Consider the following 25,321-nt stretch of genomic DNA (forward strand, 5'->3'; position numbering starts at 1 on the left):
TGTGACTATGCTGTGTCCGACTCGGCTGCCGGACGCGAGAGGTGTATTGGTCTGTGGAAACCCCCCGCCGCACTGGCCGTGCCGGTCGCCGACGAACGACCGGCGCACCGCTGTTCGGTCAACTGCTCACGGCCGCGGTCGAATCCGCGGCCGGGTCGATAGCTGTTCGCTACAACCCGACCGGAATGCCGGGTGGTGAGCGGCAGCTCACCTACTCCGAGCTGGACGCGGAATCCTCGCGACTGGCACGTGAACTCATCGACCGGGGCATCGGCGCCGGCGACGTGGTCGCGATCGCGATCGCGCGCTCCATCGAGTCGGTCCTCGCGGTCTGGGCCATCGCCAAGACGGGCGCCGCCTACGTGCCGGTCGATCCGGCCTATCCGAGCGACCGGATCGCGCACATCGTCGCCGATTCCGGCGCGACGCTCGGCCTGACCACCGCCACCCACCGGGCCGCGCTCGGGACCGGCCTGTACTGGATCGAACTCGACGATCCGGTGGTCGCCGAGCGGATCGGCGCGCGCCCGGCGCACGCGGTGAGCTACGCCGACCGGGTCCGGCAGATCGACGATCGCCACCCGGCCTATGTCATCTACACCTCCGGTTCCACCGGCAAGCCCAAGGGCGTCGTCGTGACCCACGCCGGGCTCGGCGCGCTGGTCGCCGCCGAACGCGAACACTTCGGCGTCGAACCGGATTCGCGGGTGCTGCACGTTTGCTCGCCGAACTTCGACGTGTCGGTGCTCGAGCTGCTGCTGACCTTCGCGACCGGCGCGACCCTGGTGATCTCGCCGCCGCGGATCTTCGGCGGCTTCGAGCTGTCGGATCTGCTTCGGCGCGAACGCATCACACATGTGCTGATCACGCCGGGCGCGCTGGAGTCGGTCGACCCGGCCGGGCTGCCCGACCTGCGGACGGTGGTCGTGGCCGGTGACCGGTTCGGCCCGGAGCTGGTCGGCCGCTGGGCGACCGGCGGGCGCGCCTTCTACAACGGCTACGGCCCGACCGAGGCGACCATCCTCGCCACCAGCACCGCGCCGCTGCATCCGCGCGCGCCGATCACCATCGGCAACGCGGTGCCCGGCATGGGCCTCTATGTCCTCGACGCCCGGCTGCGGCCGGTGCCCGCGGGTGTCGTCGGTGAGCTGTATCTGTCGGGTCCCGCGCTGGCCCAGGGGTATCTGGGCAGGCCGGGGCTGACCGCAGAGCGGTTCGTCGCCTCGCCGTTCGGGCCGGGCAGGCTCTACCGCACCGGTGACCTGGTGCGCAGGCTCGGACACGACGGCACGCTGGAATACCTGGGCCGCACCGACTTCCAGGTCAAGGTGCGCGGCTTCCGGATCGAGCTGGGCGAGATCGACAACGCGCTCACCGCGCATCCCGATCTCGACTACGCGGTGACTCTCGGCAAGACCATGCCCTCGGGCGCGACCGCGCTGGTGTCGTACGTGCTGCCGCGTGTCGGGCGCACGGTCGACACCGGGGCGCTGGCGGAATTCCTGGCCACCTCGTTGCCCGCGTACATGATTCCGGCCGTCATCATGGTGCTCGACGCGCTGCCGCTGACCTCGGTCGGCAAGCTCGACCGGGCCGCGCTGCCGACGCCGGTGTTCACCGCGCGCGGGTTCCGCGCCCCGGCGACGCCCGCCGAACAGGTCGTCGCCGATGTGTTCGCCGCGCTGTTGCTGCGCGACGGCTCCGGCCGCGTCGGCGCCGACGACGACTTCTTCGAGCTCGGCGGTGACTCGTTGCTCGCCGCGCAGGCCGTCGCCCGGATCGGCGCCGCCCTCGACGTGCGGGTGCCGGTGCAGGCCGTCTTCGAGGCGCCGACCGTGGCCGCGCTGGCGAACAAGGCCGAACAGCAGCGGGTCTCGGCGCACGCGCTGCCGCTGACCAGGCAGCAGCGGCCAGCGCAGATCCCGCTGTCCTACGCCCAGCAGCGGATGTGGTTCCTCAACCGTTTCGATCCCGCCTCGGCGGTCGACAACATCCCGGTCGCGGTGCGGCTGTCGGGCCGGCTCGATCTGCCCGCCCTGCGCGCGGCCGTCGCCGACCTGATCGCCCGGCACGAAGTGCTGCGCACCGTGTACCCGGTGTCGGACGGCCTGGCCGCCGATGGCCTGGTGCTCGACGGTGAGGGCCATCAGGTGGTGCTCGCCCCCGGTGATCCGGCTGCGGCGCCGGAGTTCGAGGTCGTCGAGATCGCGGAGGACGAGCTGGGCGACGCCATCGCCGCGGCCGCGCTGACCGGTTTCGACGTCACCGCCGCCCCGCCGGTGCGGGTGCGGGTGCTGGCCCTGTCGGAATCCGAGCACGTCGTGGTCTGCGTGGTGCACCACATCGCCGCCGACGGCTTCTCCTTCGCGCCGCTGACCAGGGACCTGCTGACCGCCTACGCCGAGCGTCGCGGTGGCGGCGCGCCGCACTGGCCGCCGCTGCCGGTGCAGTACGTGGACTACACGCTGTGGCAGCGCGCGCTGCTCGGCGTCGAGACCGACCCGTCGTCGCTGCTGGCCGCGCAGGTCGCGTTCTGGCGGCGGACCCTGGCCGGGCTGCCCGAACAGCTGGAACTGCCCACCGACCGGCCGCGTCCCGCCGTCGCCAGCCGCTCGGGCGGCACGCTGACCGTGCAGATACCCGCCTCCGTGCACGCCGGCCTGTCCGGGCTGGCTCGCGACCACAACGCCACCCTGTTCATGGTGGTGCACACCGCGCTGGCGCTGCTGCTGGCCCGGCTCTCCGGCACCCGCGACATCGCCATCGGCACCCCGGTCGCCGGGCGCGGCGAGCAGGCGCTCGATGAGCTGATCGGCATGTTCGTCAACACCCTGGTGCTGCGCACCCAGGTCGACCCGGCGGCGAGCTTCGGCGCGCTGCTCAGCGAGGTCAGGGCCGACGACCTGGCGGCCTTCGGCCACGCCGACGTGCCGTTCGAGCGTCTGGTGGAACTGCTGGAGCCGGTGCGCTCGACCGCGCGGCACCCGCTGTTCCAGGTGATGCTGACCTTCCAGAACCTGGCCCGCTCCGATCTTGCGCTGCCCGGCCTCGCCGTCTCGGCGGCCGACTTCGCGGTGCCGCTGGCGAAGTTCGATCTCCAGGTGGAACTGGCCGAGCGGATCGGCGCCGACGGCGCGCCGCAGGGCCTGACCGCCGCGTTCGTCTACGCCACCGATCTGTTCGACCACGCCACCGTCGCCGATTTCGCCGACCGCTGGTCGCGGGTGCTCGCCGCGGTGGTCGCCGATCCGTCGGTGCCAGTGGGCGATATCGACGTGCTCGCCCCCGGTGAACGCGAACTCGTACTGCGCGAAGGGGATTCGCCCGGCATCGCGGTGCCCGAGGTGACCCTGGCCGACCTGATCTGCATGCAGGCCCAGCAGCGCCCGGACGCGATCGCGGTCAGGGCGGGCGGGTATTCGCTGACCTTCGCCGACCTGCTCGGCCGCGCCTCGGCGCTGGCCCGCGCGCTGATCGCCAACGGCGCAGGCCCGGAAACCCTGGTGGCCGTGGCGGTTCCGCGCACCGAGGAGCTGCCGGTCGCCCTGCTGGCGGTGCTGCTCGCCGGCGCGGGGTACCTGCCGATCGATTCCGGCTATCCCGCGCAGCGACTCGAGTACGTGCTCGCCGACGCGAAACCCGCTGTGCTGCTGACGACCTCGGCCGAGCGCGGGCTGGTGCCCGCCGATCTGCCGGTCGTGCTGCTCGACGAGCAGCTGGGGTATTCGACCGCGCCGCTGCGTCCGGCCGAACGGCGCGCGCCGCTGCGGCCCGACCACCTCGCCTACGTCATCTACACCTCCGGCTCCACCGGCCTGCCCAAGGGCGTCGGCGTCAGCCACCGCAATGTGCTGGAGCTGTTCGCCAACACTCATCGGCTCTTCGAGTTCGACGTCGACGACGTGTGGACGGTGTTCCACTCCTTCGCCTTCGACTTCTCGATCTGGGAACTGTGGTGCGCGCTGGCCGGTGGCGCGTCGGTGGTCGTGGTCGACCATCTCACCTCGCGCTCGCCGATCGAGTTCCGGGAACTGCTCGCCCGCGAACAGGTGACGGTGCTGAGCCAGACCCCCACCGCGTTCGCCCAGCTCGACGAGGCCGACCGGGCCGCCCAGGCCGCCGGTGCCGCGCCGCTGCCGCTGCGCTACGTCGTGTTCGGCGGCGAGGCGCTCGACCCGCGCAAGCTCAACCGCTGGTACGCGCGCTACGGAACCGGGCCCGGCGCACCGCGACTGGTGAACATGTACGGCATCACCGAGACCACGGTGCACGTCTCGCATCTGACCATGGACGCGGGCGCCGCCGAGCTGCCGAGCAGCCTGATCGGGCGGGCGCTGCCCGGCCTGTCGGTGGCGGTGCTCGACGACCGGCTGCGGCCGGTGCCCTTCGGTGTCGCCGGTGAGCTCTACATCGCCGGTGGTCAGGTCTCGCGCGGATACCTCGGCAAGCCGGGGCTCACCGCCACGCGCTTCGTCGCCGACCCGTTCGGCCCGCCCGGTGCGCGCCGCTACCGCTCCGGTGACCTCGGCCGCTGGATCGGCTTCCGCGGCACGCCCGCACTGGAATACGGCGGCCGCGGCGATCAACAGGTGCAGCTGCGCGGGTTCCGGATCGAGCCGGGCGAGATCGAGGCCGCGCTGCTCGGCGTGCCCGGGGTCGGCCAGGCCACGGTCGTCGTGCGGGCCGACGAGCACGCGGGCGACCGGCTGATCGGCTATGTCGTCCCGATCGACGGTGCCGCCCTCGACCCGGTGGCTGTGCGGGCCGCCGTGGCCGAATTCCTCACCGGCTACATGGTTCCCGACGCCGTCGTGGTGCTGGTGGCGCTGCCGCTGACCGCCAACGGCAAGCTCGACCGGGCCGCGCTGCCCGCGCCCGAGTTCACCGCGGCCGCGGCGTTCCGGGCACCGACGACGCCGATCGAACTGAGCGTCGCCGAGGTGTTCGCCACATTGCTCGGCGTCCCCGAGGTCGGCCTGGACGACGACTTCTTCGACCGTGGCGGCAACTCGCTGCTGGCCACCAGGGCCATCGCCCGCATCGATCAGGCGCTCGGCGCCGATCTGGTGGTCCGCGACCTGTTCGAGGCGCCGACCGTGGCCGCGCTGGCCGCCCGGGTGCGCCCCGGCGCGGTGACCGCGCCGCGCCCGCCGCTGATCCCGGCGCAGGATCGGGGCGTCATCCCGCTCTCGCCCGCCCAGCAGCGGATGTGGCTGCTCAACCGCATCGACCCGGACTCGCCCGCCTACAACATCCCGCTGGTGCTGCGGCTGCGCGGCGCGCTGGACACCTCGGCGCTGCGCTACGCGGTCGCCGACGTGCTGGAACGCCACGAGGCCTTGCGCACCCGGTTCCCCGCCGACGCGAACGGCGCTCCGTACCAGGAGATCCTGCCGGTCAGCGCGGTGCTGCCGACCGGGCTGGTGATCGAGGAGTGCGCCGATCCGCGCGATCGCGTGATGTGGCTGCTCGCGGGCGGATTCGATGTCGCCGAGCGAGTTCCGTTGCGGGCCGGGCTGTTCACCGTCCCGGATACCGATCCGCTGGCCGAGGAAGAGCACGTGCTCGCCGTGGTGGTGCAGCACATCATCGCCGACGGTGCCTCGCTCGCGCCGCTGGCCCGCGACCTGGTGATCGCCTACCGGGCCAGGGTCGAGGGCCGCTCGCCGAGCTGGGCGCCGCTGCCGGTGCAGTACGCCGACTACGCGCTGTGGCAGCGCGCGGTGCTGGGCGAGGAGTCCGACGAGACCTCCACCGCCGCACGGCAACTCGACTTCTGGCGGCACACGCTGGCCGGCCAGGCGGGAACCGTCGACCTGCCGCACGATCATCCGCGGCCGCCGCACGCCTCGCTGCGCGGCGCCGACGTGACCACCATCCTGCCCGCCGACGTGCACGCGCGGCTGGCCGAGATCGCCCGCGCGCACAACGCGTCGCTGTTCATGGTCGTGCACGCGGCGCTGGCGGTGCTGCTGGCGCGCATCTCCGGCAGCACCGACATCGCGATCGGCACGCCGATCGCGGGGCGCGGTGAACCGGAACTCGACGACCTCGTCGGCATGTTCGTCAACACCCTGACCCTGCGCACCGAGGTCTCGCCGCTGCGCGGCTTCGACGAGCTGGTCACCCTGGCCCGCGAGGTCGACCTGGCCGCGTTCGCCAACGCCGACCTGCCGTTCGAGCGGATCGTCGACGAGGTGGCGCCCAGCGGCGCCGTCTCGCACAACCCGCTGTTCCAGGTGGTGCTGTCGTTCCACAACACCGAGGCGCCGGTCCTGCGGCTGCCCGGGCTCACCGTCGAGGCGATGGACCTGGCGGCCCGGCCCGCCAAGTTCGACCTCCAGGTCAATGTGGAGCCGCGCCTCACCGCGTCCGGGGAGCCCGACGAGCTCGGCGTGGTGTTCACCTACGCCACCGACCTGTTCGACGAGCAGACCGTCGCGGCCTTCGCGCGCGGACTCGTCGAGATCGTCGCCGCGGTGGCGGCCGACCCGAAGGTCCGGATCGGCGACATCGACCTGCGTGACGCCAGGGAACGCGAACGCGAGCTGACCGCGGCGGCGTACGCCCCGGCCCCGTCGGCCAACGGCGCCGCACTGGCCCAGGAACTGGCCGCCGCGGTGGAGGAGGACCCGGAGGCGCCCGCGCTCGACCTGGGCGACGCCGAGCTGACCTACCACGAATTCGACGCCCGCTCCTCGCAGCTGGCGCGGTCGCTGATCGCGCGCGGCGCCGGTCCCGGCACCGGTGTCGCGGTGCGCCTCGATCGGGGCGTCGACGCGGCGATCGCCACCTGGGCGGTGCTCAAGGCCGGTGCCGCGGTGGTGCCGCTGATGACGCTGGACGCGGGCCTACCCGACCGGCTCGAGGTGAAACTGGGCCTGACCATCGATATCCTCGACGCGCCCGACGGCCTGGACTGGTACGACCTGGCCGATCCGGCGCTGATCGCGGAGCTGGCGGCCGAATCGCCGCGCCCGATCGGCTACGCGCACCGCACCAGGGCGCTGCGCGGTGACGATGTCGCCTTCATCGGCGGCGGCCGCACGCTCAGCTACGACGAGCTGGCCGGTGCCGCCGAGCGGGTGGCCCAGCGCACCGGGCTCAATTTCGAGTCGCGGACCAGGGCGGCGGGCAGGCCGGATTCGGTGGCCGGAGTGCTGGAGATCGTCGCGGCCGGAATTGCCGGCGCGACGCTGGTGCTGGCGCCGGATGACGGTGGTGGGGACGAGGTGAGCCATGTGTTCACCGAGTCGGCGGTCGCGGTGGCCGCGCCGGGCGACGGCACCGGTGCGACGATCGTGGCTTTGAGTGAGATGATCGGCAACGCCGGAGTGCCGCAGCAGCGGCGAGCGGCGGTCGGGATGGATGGATAGGTGCAGGTGCGCATGACCGGGGAACGGCTAGTCGACTCCGTCGAGCGGAGGGAACGGGCGTGACCCGGGCCAGCAGGGCGTCCGGCGCCCGTGCCAGGCAGCGGGGGAAGTCGCTGCCGCAACTGCTGTCCGTCGCCGTGGAATCCAACCCCGGCGGCGTCGCGCTGTCCTGGGACGACGGCGTGTCCGCGCCCGTCCGCTGGAGCTACGCCGAGCTCGACGAACGCGCCAACCGGCTGGCCCGGCTGCTGATCGCGCGCGGGGTCGGCCCGGAGGACATCGTCGCCATCGGCATCCCGCGCTCGGCCGACTCCGTGCTGGCCATGTGGGCGGTCACCAAGGCGGGCGCCGCGTTCCTGCCCGTCGACCCGAACTATCCGCCCGCCCGGGTGACCCACATGCTCGCCGATTCCGGCGCGGTCCTCGGCCTCGCCGTCGGCGCCGCGCTGGACCGGTTGCCCGGCACCGTCGACTGGCTGTGCCTCGACGATCCGGCCGTGCGCCGCGCCGCCGAGGAGCAGCCCGGCGACCCGGTGACCTTCGCCGACCGGGTGCGCCCGCTGCGGCTGACGCACCCGGCCTACATCACCTACACCTCGGGCTCCACCGGCCTGCCCAAGGGCGTCGTGGTGACCCACGCCGGCCTGGCCGGATTCAGCGCCGAACAGCGCGCGCTCTACAACGTCGAGCCGACCTCGCGGACCCTGCACTTCGCCTCGCCCTCCTTCGACGGCGCCGTGCTCGAACTGCTGATGGCGGTCGGGGCGGCGGCGACCATGGTGGTCGCGCCCGCCGGGATGCTCGGCGGCGCCGAGCTGGCCGAGGTGCTGCGCCGCGAGTCGGTGACGCACATGTTCATCACGGCCGCCGCGCTCGCCGCGCTCGACCCGGCCGGGCTGGACGACCTGGTCGTGATCGCCAGCGGCGGCGAGGACGTCCCGCCCGCCATGGTTCGCCGCTGGGCCATCGAACTACCCTCGGGCACCCGGCGTTTCCACAACGGCTACGGGCCGACCGAGACCACCATCATGACCAACATCAGCGCCGCGCTGGCGCCGGGCGCGGCCGTGAACTTCGGCCCGCCGCTGCGCGGGGTCACCGAGTACGTGCTCGACGAGCGCCTGGTCCGGGTGCCGGACGGGATGATCGGCGAGCTGTACATCGCGGGCAACGAGCTGGCCCGCGGCTATCACGGGCGACCGGCGCTGACGGCGGCCCGTTTCGTCACCGACCCGTTCGATCCCGCCGGCGGACGCATGTACCGCACGGGCGATCTGGTGCGCAGGCGCGCCGACGGTGCGGTGGAATTCGTCGGCCGCAACGACTTCCAGGTGAAGGTCCGCGGCTTCCGGATCGAGCTGGGCGAGATCGACGCGGTGCTCTCCGCGCACGACAGCGTCGACTTCGCGGTGACCGTGGGGCACCAGCTCGACAACGGCACCACCATCCTCGCCGCCTACGTCCACGCCGCGCCGGGCGCGCTGGTCGACTCCGACGAGCTGCTCGCCCATGCCAGGGCCGGACTGCCCGCGCACATGGTGCCGACCGCGCTGACCGTGCTCGACACCATCCCGCTGACGCCGGTCGGCAAGCTGGACCGGGCCGCGCTGCCCGCACCGACCCTGCGTACCGAGGAATTCCGCGCGCCGTCGGGCGCGATGGAGGAGCTGGTCGCGCAGATCTTCACCGAGCTGCTCGCCCCCGAGCGCGCGATCGGCGCCGACGACGACTTCTTCGCGCTCGGCGGCAACTCGCTGCTGGCCACCAGGGCGGCGGCCCGGCTCGGCGCCGAGCTGTCGGCCCGGGTGCCCGCCGGTCATGTCTTCGAACGGCCGACGGTGGCCGGTCTGGCCGAGCTGCTCGAGCCGCTCAAGGGCGCGGGCGGCCAGTCCGCCCCGACGCGCCGTGAGCGGCCGGAGCTGATCCCGCTCTCGCCCGCTCAGCAGCGGATGTGGTTCCTCAACCAGTTCGACCCGGCCTCGGTCGCCGAGACGATCCCGTTCGCGCTGCGGCTGTCCGGCCCGTTCGACGCGCGTGCCCTGCACTCCGCGCTGACCGACCTGGTGCAGCGGCACGAGTCGCTGCGCACCTACTACCCGGCGATCGACGGTGTCGGCCACCAGGTGGTGCTGCCGATGGCCGACGCCGTGCCCGATGTGCTCGTCGACGAGCTCACCGAGGACGAATTGCCGCTGTGGCTGGGCGAATTCGCCACCACCGGCTTCGACGTGGCCGAGGGCGTCCCGCTGCGGGTGGCGCTGGCCGAACTCGGTCCGCGCGACCATGTGCTCGCGGTGGCGCTGCACCACATCACCGCCGACGGCGCCTCGGTCGCGCCGCTGCTGCGCGACCTGCTCGGCGCCTACCTGGCCCGGCGCAACCGCTCGCGGCCGAGCTGGCAGCCGCTGCCGGTGCAGTACGCCGACTACACGCTGTGGCACCGGGAACTGCTCGGCGCCGAGGACGATCCCGACTCGGTCGCCACCGCCCAGATCGGCTTCTGGCGCGACACCCTGGCCGGGCTGCCCGACCGGCTCGACCTGCCCACCGATCGCCCGCGCCCGCCGGTGTTCACCGGCCGTGGCGCCGAATTCGGCTTCCGGATCCCGGCCGAGGTGCACACCGCGATCGCCACGCTGGCCCAGCGCAGCGGCGCCTCGGAGTTCATGGTCGTGCACGCCGCGTTCGCGGTGCTGCTGAGCAGGCTCGCGCACACCGACGACATCGCCATCGGCACCCCGGTGGCCGGTCGCGGCGCCCGCGAACTCGACGACCTGATCGGCATGTTCGTCAACACCCTGGTGCTGCGGTCGCGCGTCGACGAGCACGCGAGCTTCGCCGAGCTGTTGCGCGAGACCAAGCGCGCCGACATCGCCGCCTTCGCCCAGGCCGACCTGCCGTTCGAGCGCCTGGTCGAGCTGCTCGACCCGGTCCGCTCGCAGGCGCACCACCCGCTGTTCCAGGTGGCCCTGTTCTTCCAGAACCTCGACCTGCCGAACCTGCGGCTGCCCGGCCTGGACGCGACGCCGGTCGAATTCGGCGGCGCGGTCGCCCGTTTCGACCTCCAGCTGACCGTCGTGCCGGGCACCGACCCGGCCGAGCCGATGGCCGCGTCGTTCAACTACGCCACCGATCTGTTCGACGCCGACTCGATCGAGACCATGGCGGCGCGCTTCACCCACCTGCTCGCCGCCGTCACGGCCGACGCCGACCTGACGATCGCCGAGATCGATCTGCTCACCGCCGCCGAGCGCGAACTGACCCTGACCGCCTGGAACGGGACCGGTCACCCGGTGGCGCCCGAGCTGATGCTCGACGCGTATCGCCGTGCGGTGCAGGCGCATCCGGACGCCACCGCGCTCGTCTACGAGGGCGCCGACCTGACCTACCGGCAGTTCGACGAGCGGGTCAACGCGCTGGCCCGGCTGCTGATCCAGGCCGGGGTCGGCCCGGAAGGCCTGGTCGGCCTGGCGATCCGGCGGTCGCCGGACCTCGTCGTCGCCATGTACGCGGTACTCACCGCCGGTGGCGCCTATGTGCCGCTGGACCCGGACCATCCGGCCGAGCGCATCGCCTACATCCTCGACACCGCGCGCCCGGCGGCCGTGCTGAGCACCGAGCCGATGCCGGTGCCCGAGGGCACCGAACTGCTCCGGCTCGACGAGCTCGATACGCGGGGCGTACCGGTCGATCCGGTGCGCCCGGCCGAACTGCGCGCGCCGCTGCGCGCCGACCACCCGGCCTACGTCATCTTCACCTCCGGTTCCACCGGAAAGCCCAAGGGCGTGGCGATCTCGCACGCGGCCATCCACAACCAGCTGGTGTGGATGCTCGCGAAATACCCACTGGCCCTGGGCGATGTCTATCTGCAGAAGACCGCGACGACCTTCGACGTGTCACTGTGGGGCTACTTCATGCCGCTGCGGGTCGGCGCGACGCTGGTGCTCGCCACCCCGGACGGGCACCGCGACCCGGCATACCTGATCGATCTGATCGACCGGCACAACGTCACGGTGACCGACTTCGTCCCGTCGATGCTCACCGTCTTCGCCGCACAGGCCGGGTCCGACGGCGCGATGCCGTCGCTGCGCGAGGTGTTCGTGATCGGTGAGGCGCTGCCGCCGGAGACGGTCGACGCCATGGCCGAGATCAGCTCGGCCCGGCTGCACAACCTCTACGGTCCCACCGAGGCTGCGGTCTCGGTGACCTACTGGCCCGCCCGCGCCGGCGAGCGGACTGTGCCGATCGGCCTGCCGCAGTGGAACACCCGGGTCTACGTGCTGGATTCGCGACTGCGACCGGTGCCGCCCGGGATCGCGGGTGAGCTCTATCTCGCGGGCGATCAGCTCGCGCGCGGCTACGTCGCCCGGCCCGGCCTGACCGCCGACCGCTTCGTCGCCGACCCGTTCGACGTGGGCAAGCGCATGTACCGCACCGGTGACCTGGTGGTGTGGCGACGTCCCACCGCGACCGCGCCGCATCGGCTGGATTACCTGGGCCGCATCGACTTCCAGGTGAAGTTCCGCGGCCAGCGCATCGAGCTCGGCGAGATCGAGACCGCGCTGCTCGCGCACGACTCCGTCAGCCAGGCGGTGGCGCTGGTCGCGCCCACCGAACTCGGTGATCAGCTCGTCGCCTATGTCGTGCCGGCGCCCGGCCGGGCCGCCGATCCGGACCGGCTGCGGACCGTCGCGTCGAAGACCTTGCCCGCGTACATGGTTCCCGCGTCGGTGACCGTGCTCGACGCGCTGCCGCTCAACGCCAGCGGCAAGCTCGACCGCAAAGCCCTACCCGCGCCGCACTTCTCGGCCCGCGCCTTCCGGGCGCCGGGCACCGAGCAGGAGAAGCTCGTCGCCGCGCTGTTCGGGGAAGTGCTCGGCCGCACCGATATCGGCGCCGACGACGACTTCTTCGCGCTCGGCGGCAACTCGCTCGTCGCCACCCGGCTCGTCGCCCGTCTCGGCGCGGCCACCGGGGATCGGGTCGCCGTGCGCGCCCTGTTCGAGACCCCGACCGTCGCCGGTCTCGCCGCGACGCTGGGGACGGGCGGCGAGACCGCCGCGACCAGTGGCCTCGGCACCCTCACCCGGCCGGCCGACCTGCCGCTCTCGCCCGCGCAGCGGCGCATGTGGTTCCTCAACCGGTTCGACCAGGGCGCGGCCGCCGGTGACGGCGCCGCCGCCTACAACCTGCCGTTCGCGCTGCGCCTGACCGGCAGCCTGGACGTGGCCGCGCTCGGCACCGCGCTGCGCGATGTGCTGGCCAGGCACGAAGTGCTGCGCACCGTCTACCCCGACACCGGCGACGGCCCGATCCAGCGGGTGCTGCCGGTCGAGCAGGTCGACCTCGATGTCACCGTGCGCCGCGTCGATCCGGCCACGCTGATCGAGCAGGTCGGCGCGCTCGCCGCGACCGCCTTCGACGTGACGGCCGAGGTCCCGCTGCGGGTCCGGCTGCTCGACATCACCGGCGACGGCCCCGACGCGCCCACCGAGTACGTGCTCGCGGTGGTCGTGCACCACATCGCCGCCGACGCGTCCTCGATGGCGCCGCTGGTGCGTGACGTGACCACCGCCTATCTGGCCCGGACGGCCGGGCACGCCCCCGGGTGGCCCGCGCTGCCGGTGCAGTACGCCGACTACGCGCTGTGGCAGCTGGATCGCCTCGGTGACGAGGCCGACGCGGAATCCGCCGCCGCCGCGCAGATCTCGTTCTGGCGCGACGAGCTGTCCGGCCTGCCGGACCTGCTCGAACTGCCCGCCGACCGCCCGCGTCCCGCCGTCGCCTCGCTGGCGGGCAGCCGGGTGCAGGTGCGCATCGACGCCGAGACCCACGCCGGGCTCGCGAAGCTGGCCAAGGACAGCGGCGCCACCGTGTTCATGGTGCTGCACACCGCCTTCGCGGTGCTGCTGGCCCGCACGGCGAGCACTGCCGACGTCGCGGTCGGCACGCCGTTCGCCGGTCGGGGCGAGCGCGAGCTCGACGACCTGATCGGCATGTTCGTCAACACCGTCGTGCTGCGCACCCACTACGACGGCGGCGCGTCGTTCACCGACCTGCTCGCCGCGCAGCGCACCCGCGACCTGGCCGCCTTCGCCGCCGCCGACATCCCGTTCGAGCGGCTCGTCGAGGTGCTCGACCCGCCGCGCTCGACCGCGCGGCATCCGCTGTTCCAGGTGGGCCTGTCGTTCCAGAACGTCGACCGCGCCGCGCTGGAACTGCCCGGTCTGCGGATCGCCCCCGTGTCGGCGGAACTGGCCGTGTCCCAGTTCGATCTGCACCTGATCGTCGGTGACGGCTACGCCGCCGACGGCACGCCGACCGGCATCGAGGGCTTCTTCACCTACGCCACCGACCTGTTCGACGCGGAGACCGTGCGGGCCTTCGCCGATCGGCTCGGTCTGCTGCTCGACGCGGTGGTGCGCGAGCCGGGCGTCGTCGTCGGCGATGTCGACCTGCGCACGTCGGCCGAGCGCGCGACCGAGATCACCGCGGGCGCGGCCGATCTCGCGATTCCGGGTGGCACGCTGGCCGACCTGCCCGCACTGGCGCGCCCCGAAACCGTCGCGCTGGTGGCCGATCTGCCCGAGGGCAGGCTGGAACTCACCTACGCCGAGTTCGAGGCGCGGGTCAATCGCCTTGCCCGGCACCTGATCTCGCTGGGCGTCGGACCCGAGTCGCTGGTGGCGCTCGCGCTGCCGCGCTCGATCGATCTCGTCGTCGCCATGTTCGCGGTGACCCGCGCCGGCGGCGCCTACGTGCCGATCGATCCGGATCAGCCCGCCGATCGCACCGATTACATCCTCGGCACCGCGGCCCCGATCTGTGTGCTCAGCAACGGTTTCCGGACCGACGCGGCGCCCGTCGTGCGGGTCGACCATCCGGTGATCGCCTCGGCCGATCCGGCGCCGATCACCGACGCCGACCGGCGCGCGCCGTTGCGTCCGGAGAACACGGCCTACGTCATCTTCACCTCCGGTTCCACCGGCCGCCCCAAGGGCGTGGCGGTGCCGCACGCCGCCGTGGTCAACCAGTTGCAGTGGCTGCGTGGCGAATTCGGCACCGGCGCCGACGACGTGTTCCTGCTGAAGACCCCGGCCACCTTCGATCTGTCGGTGTGGGAGTTCTGGTCCGCCGCGGTCTGCGGCGGCAAGCTGGTGATCGCCGCGCCCGACGGGCACCGCGATCCCGCCTACCTGGACGGGCTCATCACCGACGCCGGGGTCACCACGCTCACGGCGGTGCCGTCGCTGCTGGACGCGCTGGCCGGCTACTGGGAGGCCCGGCCACAGCCGCTCACCCGCATCCTCGCCATCGGCGAGGCGCTGCCCGCCGCGCTCGCCCAGCGCCTGCTGACCGCGCTGCCGGACACCAGGATCGACAACCTGTACGGCCCCACCGAGGCGGCCGTGTCGATCACCGACCATCGGGTGACCTCGGCCGACGTGCTGAGCGTGCCGATCGGCACCCCCGAATGGAACTCCCGGGTGTACGTCCTCGACGAGCGCCTGCGCCCCGTCGCGCCGGGCGTGCGGGGTGAGCTCTACCTCGCGGGCGCCCAGCTGGCGCGCGGCTATCTGCGCAAGGCGGCGCTGAGCGCCGAACGCTTCGTGGCCGACCCGTTCGAGCCCGGCGCGCGGATGTACCGCACCGGCGACCTCGTCGCCCGTGACCGCACCGGCTCGCTGAACTACCTGGGCCGCACGGACTTCCAGGTGAAGATCCGCGGCTTCCGGGTCGAGCCGGGCGAAGTCGAGGCCGTGCTGCTCGGGCTGCCCGGGATCGCCCAGGCCGCCGTGCTCGCGCGCACCGACGCGCACTTCGGGGACCGGCTGGTCGCCTATGTGGTCGGCGGGGAAGTCGATGTGGCGCAGCTGAAGTCGGCGCTGCGCGACAAGCTGCCCGCGTACCTGGTGCCCGAGGCGTTCGTCGTGCTCGACACGCTGCCGCGCACCGTCAACGGCAAGTTGGACCGGGCCGCGCTACCCGCCCCGGTGTTCGAGGCCGCGGCCTTCCGCGCGCCCACGACGCCGACCGAACAGCTGGTCGCCGAGGTCTACGCCGAGATCCTCGGGGTCGACGCGGTCGGCGCCGACGACGACTTCTTCGCCCTCGGCGGCAACTCGCTGCTCGCCACCAGGGCCGCCGCCCGGATCAGCGCCGCGCTGGACCGCGCGGTCGGGGTCCGCCTGCTGTTCGAGGCGCCGACCGTCACCGACCTCGCCCTGCGGGTGCACCGCTCCGCCGAGCTCGCCGCGCTGCCGCTGGTGGCCGGACCGCGCCCGGACCGGCTGCCGCTGTCGCTGGCGCAGCAGCGGATGTGGCTGCTCAACCGGCTCGATCCCGAGGCCACCGTCTACAACATCCCGGCCGCCATCCGGCTCACCGGCACGCTCGACCTCGCGGCGCTGGCCGTCGCCGTCGGTGACCTGTTCGCCCGGCACGAGGTGCTGCGCACCCGCTACCCCGAGCGCGGCGACGGTCCGGTCCAGGAGGTGCTCGCGCCCGGCGCGGTGCGGGTCGATCTGACGCCGATGCTGGTCACCGCCGACGACCTGGTCGACGAGGTGCGGCGCACCGTGGCCGAGGGCTTCGACGTCACCGCCGCGCCGCCGGTGCGGCTGCGACTACTGCGGCTGGGCGCCGACGACCACGTCCTGGTGTTCGTCGCCCACCACATCGCCGCCGACGGCTTCTCGATGGGCCCGCTCACCCGTGACCTGGTGCTGGCCTATACCGCCCGCACCGAAGGCGCCACGCCCGCGTGGTCGCCGCTGCCGCTGCAATACGCGGATTACGCGGTGTGGCAGCGGGAATCGCTCGGTGACGAGGCCGATCCCGCGTCCACCGCCGCCGCGCAGCTGAGCTACTGGACCGAAGAACTCGCCGGGCTTCCCGAGGAGATCGCGCTGCCCGCCGACCGGCCGCGGCCGCCGGTGCAGTCCTTCGCCGGGGCGCTGAGCACCGTGGAGATCGACGCGGCGCTGCACTCCGGCCTGGCCGGGCTGGCGCGGGCCCAGGGCGTCACCGTGTTCATGGTGGTGCAGGCCGCCCTCGCGGTACTGCTCGCCCGCACCGGCGGCACCGACGACGTCGCCATCGGCACCCCGATCGCCGGTCGTGGCGCCCGCGAACTCGACGACCTCGTCGGCATGTTCGTCAACACCCTGGTGCTGCGCAGCCGGGTGTCCGACGCCGAGCCGTTCACGGCACTGCTGCGGCAGACCCGCGACACCGACCTGCGGGCCTTCGCGCACGCCGATATCCCGTTCGAGCGGGTCGTCGAGGCGGTGCAGCCGGTCCGGTCGGCGGGCAGGCACCCGCTGTTCCAGGTGGCGCTGTCGTTCGAGAACCTCGCCCCGGTCGCGTTCGAGCTGCCCGGCATCACGGTGGGCGCGCTCGACGCGCGCACCGCCGAGGCCAAGTTCGACCTGCTGCTCACCGTCCGCGAGCTGCCCGACCACGGCGGCATGCACGCCGAATTCACCTACGCGACAGATCTGTTCGACGAAGCCACCGTCGCGGCCTTCGGTGCCAGGTTCGCCCGGTTGCTCGGCGAGCTCGTCGCCGATCCCGAGGTCGCCGTCGGTGCTGTCGAGTTGCTCGACGACGCCGAGTTCACCGCGCAGACCACCTTCACCGGTCCGCCCGCCGAGCCGGAGCGCACGCTGGCGCAGCTGATGGATGCCGCCGTGCTGGCCAACCCGACGGGGGTGGCCGTGCGCGGTGACGGGCGCGGCTTCACCTACGCCGACCTCGACGCGGCGGCCAACCAGCTGGCCAGGGGCCTCATCGCCCGTGGCGCCGGACCGGAAGTCGCGGTGGCCGTGGCGATCCGGCGGTCGGTCGAATCGGTGCTCGCGGTGTGGGCCATCGCCCGCACCGGCGCGATGATCGTGCCGATCGACCCCGGCTACCCGGCCGAGCGGATCACCCACATGGCCGCCGACTCCGGCGCGGTCTTCGGCGTCACCCTCGCCGCCGAGCTGACCGGGCTGCCCACCCTGCCCGGCGACGCGGGCTGGGTCGCCCTCGACGATCGCGAATTCACCGCCGAGGTCGCCGGTTACGCCTCGGTGGCGCTGCGCGAGATCGAACTGCGGGCCCAGCCGAGCACCGCCAACGGCGCGTACATGATCTACACCTCGGGGTCGACGGGTCTGCCCAAGGGCGTCGTCGTCACCCACGCGGGCCTGGCCAACTTCTGCGCGGAGCAGAAGGAGCGCTACCGGCTCGATTCCGGTTCGCGCGCACTGGCTTTCGCCTCGCCGTCGTTCGACGCCTCGATGCTCGAGCTGCTGCTCGCCCTCGGTGGCGCGGGCACGCTGGTGGTGGCGCCCGCCGGATCCGTCGGCGGCACCGAACTCGCCGAGCTGATCCGCACCGAAGGGGTCACCCACACCTTCCTCACACCCACCGTCCTGGCCACCCTCGACCCGGCGGGCGTGCCGGGGCTGCGGCATCTGGTCGTCGGCGGCGAGCACGTGCCCGCCGACCTGGTCGCGCGCTGGAACACGCTGGCACAGCGCAAGTTCCACAACGGCTACGGTCCCACCGAGACCACCATCATGGCCGCCATCAGCGATCCGCTGACCCCCGGCGCCGACGCGCACATGGGCGGTCCGATCCGGGGCACCACGGCGCTGGTCCTCGACGGGCGGCTGCGTCCGGTGCCCGAGGGCGTCACCGGTGAGCTGTACCTGGGCGGCATCCAGCTCGCCCGCGGCTACCACCGCCGCGCGAGCCTGACCGCGGCGCGCTTCGTCGCCGATCCGTACGGGGCGCCGGGCACCCGGCTCTACCGCACCGGCGACCTCGTGCGCCGTCGGGGTGACGTGCTGGAGTTCGTCGGCCGCAACGACTTCCAGGTGAAGATCCGCGGCCTGCGGATCGAGCTCGGCGAGATCGACGCGGTGCTGGCCGCCGCGCCCGGCGTCTCCTGGGTCACCACGCTGGGCCGCGACAACGGCACCGGCGCCACCATGCTGGTGTCCTACGTGCTCGCCGAGCCGGGGGAGCGGCTCGACCCGGCCGAACTCACCGCGCTGGCAGGCCGCGTGCTGCCCGACTACATGGTGCCCGCGGCGATCGTCGTCCTCGACGAGCTGCCGCTCACGCCGGTCGGCAAGCTGGACCGGCGCGCGCTGCCCGATCCGGTCACCGTGCGCCGCGAACACCGTCCGCCGCGCACCGCGGCCGAACGCGCGCTCGCGCGGGTGATCGGCGAGGTCCTCGGCCACGACCGGGTCGGCCTCGACGACGACTTCTTCGCCCTCGGCGGCGACAGCATCACCGCCATCCAGGTGGTCTCGCGGGCCGGCGCGGCCGGGGTGGGGCTGCGGCCGCGCGACCTCTTCGACGCGCGGACCGTCGGTGCGCTCGCCGGGCGCGCCGAGATCACCCTCGACGCCGGCTCGCGGCCCGCCGCTCTGCCGCTGACCGCCACCGCGGCCCAGCTGATGGAGACCGGGGACACCGCCGTCGAACCCAGGGCCGTGCTGCTCGACGTGCCCGTCGACTGTTCCGACGACGCCGTCGCCGAGGTCGTGCACGCCGTGATGAACCAGCACCCGATGCTGTGGGCGGTGCTCGACCGCAGCGGCAGGGCCCCGGTGCTGGTGATCCCGTCGCAGGAGGAGCGCACCGGCGACGCCTTCCGCAGGCTCGACGCCACCGACGGCGAGTCCTCGCTGCCGGTCGACGACATCGTCGCCGCGGCCGCCGCCGCGCTCGACCCGGACGAGGGCCGCAATATCCACTTCGTGCTCACCGGCGACGGCGAGCGCAGCTCCACGCTGGTCGTGGTCGCCAACAGCCTGGTCCTGGACGAACCGTCCTGGCGCTCGATCGTCGACCAGCTGACCACGGCGTGGAGCCGGGGCCGCCACGCGGCGCCCGCCGCACCCGACGCCGGACTCGGCGACCTGGTGCGCAGGCTCGCCGAATACCCGTCCTCGGGCCGGGCCCGCGCCGAACGCGAGTACTGGCACCGCGCGATCCGTTCCAGGGCAGGCGAATCCGCCGATCTGCGGCAGCGCAACCGGGTCTCGCTGAGCATCACCGGTGAGGGCACCGCCGCGGTCACCACCGTCGCCGACGCCTACCGCGCCACCGTGGACGAGGTCCTGCTCACCGCCGCCGCGCTGGCCCTGCACACCGCCGCCGACACCGCCGTCGCGCGGGTCATCGGCACCGTGGTCCGGCTGCGCGCCGACCAGCGCGTGCTGGGCAGGCCCGACGCCGAGAGCGTGGTCGGCGGTTTCACCACCGATTACCCGCTGGTGTTGCGCCTGGAGGGCGTCGACATCGCCGACGCGCTGGTCGGCGGGCCCGCCGCCGGGACCGCGCTGGCCCAGATCAAGGAACTGCGCCGGACGGTGCCAGCGCGCGGCGCCGGTTTCGGCCTGCTGCGCTATCTCGACGCCGAGGCCGCCGACAGCGTGCGCTCGCTGGATCGGGGCCGGTTCGCGGTGCGCTTCCGCGACCTGCGCCCGGCCAAGGTGCACACCGACGTCGCCGCCGACGATCTGGCGCTCGTGCTCACCGTCGACGCCACCGACGACGGCATGGTCGCCCGCTTCGACTACGCCACCGCGGCGCTCACCGCCGACGCGGTCAAGACCTTCGCCGAACACTGGATCCGCGCCCTCGGCGGCCTCGCCGAACACGGATTGCGGCCCGGCGCGGGCGGATTCACCCCGTCGGACTTCCCGCTGGTGCGCCTTGGCCAGACCGAACTGAGCCGGCTGGTGCGGCGCTACCCGCTGCTCAGCGATGTCTGGCCGGTGACCCCGCTGCAGTCGGGCATGCTGTTCCACGCGCTGCTCGCGGAGAACTCGGTCGACCCCTACATCACCCAGTTCGCGCTCGACCTCGATCCGGCCGTGGACGACGAGCGGCTGCACCAGGCCGCGCAGGCCGTGCTCGACCGGCACGACAACCTGCGCGTCGCCTTCGCCGCCGACGCGGCGGGCACCCCGCTGCAGGTGGTGCTCGACGACATCGACGTGCCGTGGCAGGTCATCGACGCCGACGCCGCCACCTACCAGCGGATCAAGACGGCCGACCTGACCACGCACTTCGACATGGCGGCCGCGCCGCTGCTGCGCTTCACCCTGGTGCGCACGCCCGAGACCGCGCACCTGCTGGTCACCAGCCACCACATCCTGATCGACGGCTGGTCGACCCCGCTGCTGCTGCAGGAACTGCTCACCGCCTACGCGGTCGGCGGCCGCTCGCGCCGCCTGCCGAAGATCGCGCCCTACCGGGACTACCTGGCCTGGCTGGCCGAACAGGACCTCGACGCCGCGCGCCAGGCCTGGCGCAGCGCGCTCACCGGCCTGGCCGAGCCGACGCCGCTGGCACCGGTGGACCAGGGTCGCGAGATCGCCACCGGCACCGGCGAAACCGGCTTCGAGCTGTCCACCGCCGACACCGCCGCGCTGAGCACGCTCGCGGCGGGGCTCGGCGTCACGGTGAACACCGTGGTCCAGGCCGCGTGGGGCCTGCTCATCGCGCGCCTGGTCGACCGCGACGACGTGGTGTTCGGCGCCACCGTCTCCGGCAGGCCCGCCACCCTCGACGGCGTGGAGCGCATGGTCGGCCTGTTCCTCAACGCCATCCCGGTCCGGGTGCGGCTGCACCCCGGCGACACCGTCGCCGAACTGCTGCGCAGGCTGCAGGACGACCAGGCGGCCCTGCTCGAGCACCACTACCTGGGCCTGGGCGAGATCCAGGAGATCGCGGGCATCGACGCGCTGTTCGACACGCTTGTCGTGTTCGAGTCGTTCCCGGTCGACCGGGAGGGTCTGGCGCAGGCCGCGTCCGGCTCCGCCGCGGTCACCGGGATGGACGCCGCCAACGGCACCCACTACCCGCTGACCGTGCAGGTCGTCGCCGACGGCCAACTGCGGGTGTCGGTCAAGTATCTGCGCGACGTCTTCGGCGAGGCCACCGCGACCGCACTGGCGCAACGACTCTCGATGCTGCTGGCCCGGTTCACCGCCGCGCCGGAGAGCAGGCTCGCCGAGATCGATGTGCTGCTGGCCGAGGAGCGGGCCGTGCTGTCGGCGGCCAATGCCACCGACGCGCCGGAACTGCTCGACGACGCGACACTGCTGTCACTGTTCGACGCGCAGGTGGCCGCGACTCCCGACGCGATCGCCCTCGTCGAGGGCGAAACCTCGCTCACCTACGGCGAATTCGACGCGAAGGCCCGCGCGCTCGCCGCGGCACTCGGCGCGCGGGGCGCCGGTCCCGACGCGCTGGTCGCCGTCGCCATGCGGCGCGGCGTCGACCTGGTGACCGCGATCTACGCGGTGCTGCGCACCGGCGCCGCCTACGTGCCGGTGGATCCGGACCATCCGGCCGAGCGCACCGACCGGGTGCTGGCCGCGGCCGCGCCCGTCTGCGTGCTCACCACCACGGGCACCGGATTCACCACCGCCGCCGAGGTTTCCGTTGTCACCGTCGACACGCTCGAGCCCGGCTCGGCGCCGCTGGCGCGCGCGGCGGTCCAGCCGGACAACCTGGCCTACGTCATCCACACCTCCGGCTCCACCGGCACGCCCAAGGGCGTCATGCTCACCCACCGGCAGCTGGTCGCCCAGTTCCGCTGGGCGCAGCGCGCCTACCCGCACGGCCCGGGCGACGTGGTCCTGCACAAGACGCCGGTCACCTTCGACATCTCCACCTGGGAACTGCTGTGGCCGTTGCAGACCGGCGCGACCGTGGTGATCGCGTCGCCCGACGGGCACCGCGACCCGGCTTACCTGGCCGAGGTGCTGGCCGAACGCGCCGTCACCACGGTGCACTTCGTGCCGTCGATGCTCGACGCGTTCCTCGCCGACCGCGCCGACGGCGGCTTCCCGGCGCTGCGCCGGGTGTTCGCCGCCGGTGAGGCGCTGTCGGCCTCGACCGCGCGGCGCTTCGCGCGGGCGCTGCCCGGCGTCGACCTGATCAACTGGTACGGCCCGGCCGAGGCGACCGTCGTCACCGCGGCGCGAGCCGAAGCCGGTGCCGCCGTGAGCATTCCGATCGGCACTCCGGTCGCCAACACGCGCGTGCACGTGCTGGACCGGCAGCTGCGGCCGGTGCCGCCCGGCACCGCGGGCGAGCTGTATCTGGAAGGCGTGCAGCTGGCCCGTGGCTACCTCGGTGCCGCGGCGCTGACCGCCGAGCGATTCGTCGCCGAGGCCGGCGGCGGCAGGCTCTACCGCACCGGCGACGTGGTCCGCTGGACCGAGGAGCGCGAGCTGGAGTACCTGGGGCGCAGTGACTTCCAGGTGAAGCTGCGCGGTCAGCGGATCGAGCTCGGCGAGGTCGAGGCCGTGCTGCTGGATCACCCCGAGGTCAGACACGCCGCCGTGGCGCTCGTGCACGGCCCGACCGGGGATCGGCTGGTCGGTTACGTCGTCCCGGTCGACGCGGCCGAACCCACCGCGGCCGAGACCGCGCCGCCCGCGGCCGGCTACTCGATCGAGAGCGGCGCGAGCGCGGACGGGCTGGACGAGGCGGCGCTGCTGGCGCACGCCAGGGCCGCGCTGCCGTCGTACATGGTCCCGTCGACCCTGGTGACCCTGAAGTCGCTGCCGCTCAACGCCAGCGGCAAGCTCGACCGCAAGGCGCTGCCGGTGCCCGCCTTCACCACCCGGCCCTACCGTCCGCCGACGACCCCGCTACAGCGCGCGGTCGCCGAGGTGTACGCGGAGGTGCTCGGGGCGGGCAAGGTCGGCCTCGACGACGACTTCTTCGAGCTCGGCGGCAACTCGCTGGTCGCCACCAAGGCGATCAGCAGGCTGCGGACCAGGGTCGGCGCCGAGGTGCGGGTGCAGTGGTTCTTCACCGACGCCACGGTCGCCGCGCTCGCCGCCCGCATCGACGCCACCCAGTCCGACGCGGGCGACTACGACGTCGACTCCGACGACGCGCTCGGCGTGCTGCTGCCCATCCGCAACCGGGTGCCGCACGGCACCGAGGCGGGCGGACCGCTGTTCTGCGTCCATCCGATGTACGGCCTGTCCTGGTGCTATGCCGGGCTCGCCCAGTACATCCCGGCGCGGCGGCCGATCTTCGGCCTGCAGTCGCCCGCGCTGAGCGAGGCGGGCTACCTGCCCGGCACGCTCACCGAGATGGCCCGCCGCTACGTCGCCGAGATCAAGGCCGCCCAGCCGCACGGCCCGTACCGGCTGATGGGCTGGTCGCTGGGCGGCGTGCTGGCGCACGCGGTCGCCACCGAACTACAGGCGCGCGGGGAGCGGGTGGCGCTGCTGGCGATGCTCGACTCGCATCCCGACATCGATGTGCCCGATTTCCACACCGCGGTCCGGGACGCGCTCGCCGAACTCGGCGTCGACCTCGGCGCGGCGCTGCCCGCCTCCGGGGTGCGTGAACTCAGCGAGGACGCGCTGGCCGCGCTGCACGCGATCGTCCCGGCCAACATGGCCGTGCTCACCCCCGAGCGGTTGCGACGGATCTACCGCAGCGCGGTGCGCTCGGCCGAGCTGATCGCCGAGCACCAGCCCGCGATGTACCGGGGCAGGCTGGAGTACTTCAGCGCGCTCGGACACGAGACGGCAGCACGGAATTGGGCGCCGTATGTCGAGGGCGAGGTCCGCGATCGGCCGGTCGCGGTGGTGCATGATCAGATGACCTCACCGGAGGCGCTGGCCGAGATCGGCCCGCGCCTGGCGGAGTTGCTGGATGTCGGCGACCGGGAGTCCGGGGCACGATGACATCGGTGATGCTGGTGAGGCATGATGTGACCGCGCTGTTGTAACGATTCCTACTGTTGTATCGCCTGGGTAACCCGTAGGGTTCTGGCGTGGTGCAACCCATTCGAAACGAAGCGAAGGTGCGAAATTGATTCGTCGGCACTCCCGGCGTCGTGGCTCCCGCGCCGCGGCGATGATCGCGGCGACCGCAGTGGCCGCCGGACTGCTGTCCGGCATCGGCGCGAGCCCGGCCTCGGCTGATCCGATCATCGATTCCAAGAGCCTGCTCGCCAACCCCGTTTCCGAGGACGGCTCCAAGATCGTCAAGGCCGAGGTGAAGGACTCGCGCAGCCTGCGGCTGCACGTGTACTCCGCGGCGATGGACTCCAACATCATCGTCGACGTCCAGCGCCCCGCCGACGCTTCCGTGCCGCGCCCCACCCTGTACCTGCTCAACGGTGCCGGTGGTGGCGAGGACTCCGCGTCCTGGGTCGCCAAGACCGACGCGCTGGAGTTCCTCAGCGACAAGAACGTCAACGTCATCCAGCCGATCGGTGGCGCCTGGAGCTACTACACCGACTGGATCGCCGACGACCCGGTCGTCGGCCGCAACAAGTGGAAGACGTTCTTCACCGAGGAGCTGCCCCCGCTGGTCGACGGCGCGCTTGGCACCAACGGCGTGAACGCCATCGCGGGTCTGTCCACCTCGGGCACCACCGTGCTCGCGCTGCCGATCGCCAAGCCCGGCCTGTACAAGGCGGCCGCGGCCTACTCCGGGTGCGCGCAGACCTCCGACCCGGTCGGCTCGGAGTTCGTCAAGCTCACGGTCGAGACCTGGGGTGGTGGCGACACCATGAACATGTGGGGCCCGCAGGGCTCGGCGGAGTGGGTCGCGAACGACCCGTACGTCCACGCCGAGGGACTGCGCGGGCTTGATCTCTACATCTCCACCGGCAACGGGCTGCCCGGCCCGTACGACACCCTCGACGGTCCGTACGCCCTGCCCGGCGCCTACGGCCTGGCCAACCAGATCGTCATCGGCGGCGTCATCGAGGCGGGCACCAACTTCTGCACGCACAACCTGGCCAACCGGCTGAACGAGCTGGGCATCCCGGCGACCTTCAACTTCCGTCCCAACGGCACCCACTCGTGGGGCTACTGGAAGGATGAGCTGAAGCTGTCGTGGCCGGTGCTGGCCCGCGGTCTCGGCCTGTAAGCGCGTCGCGTTCCACG

General features: G+C 72.9%; 3 protein-coding genes. All 3 read left to right on the top strand.

Features of this window, described 5'->3' with window-relative positions; all coding sequences use genetic code 11:
- Window positions 1-53: 53 nt before the first annotated feature.
- The 3 genes from AB0H54_RS17670 to AB0H54_RS17680 all read left to right on the top strand — a co-directional run bounded on the left by AB0H54_RS17670 (window position 54) and on the right by AB0H54_RS17680 (window position 25,304).
- Entirely contained in the window at window positions 54-7,376 is a 7,323-nt protein-coding gene (locus AB0H54_RS17670) for an amino acid adenylation domain-containing protein (protein ID WP_357346422.1), read from the top strand.
- Between the two features lie 59 nt (window positions 7,377-7,435).
- Complete coding sequence (locus tag AB0H54_RS17675) at window positions 7,436-24,109, top strand: amino acid adenylation domain-containing protein (protein WP_357346423.1); 16,674 nt, start codon at window positions 7,436-7,438, stop codon at window positions 24,107-24,109.
- A 172-nt stretch (window positions 24,110-24,281) separates the two neighbouring features.
- A complete protein-coding gene (locus tag AB0H54_RS17680) occupies window positions 24,282-25,304 on the top strand; it encodes an alpha/beta hydrolase family protein (protein WP_355271732.1) in 1,023 nt (340 codons plus the stop codon).
- Window positions 25,305-25,321: the final 17 nt, after the last annotated feature.

The organism is Nocardia sp. NPDC050718, from assembly GCF_040654235.1.
In the GTDB taxonomy this organism is placed as follows: domain Bacteria; phylum Actinomycetota; class Actinomycetes; order Mycobacteriales; family Mycobacteriaceae; genus Nocardia.

What these genes read in the sequence shown, in the direction of transcription:
- AB0H54_RS17680 (WP_355271732.1), top strand. Translation starts at nt 24,282, where the DNA reads ATGATCGCGGCGACCGCAGTGGCCGCCGGACTGCTGTCCGGCATCGGC.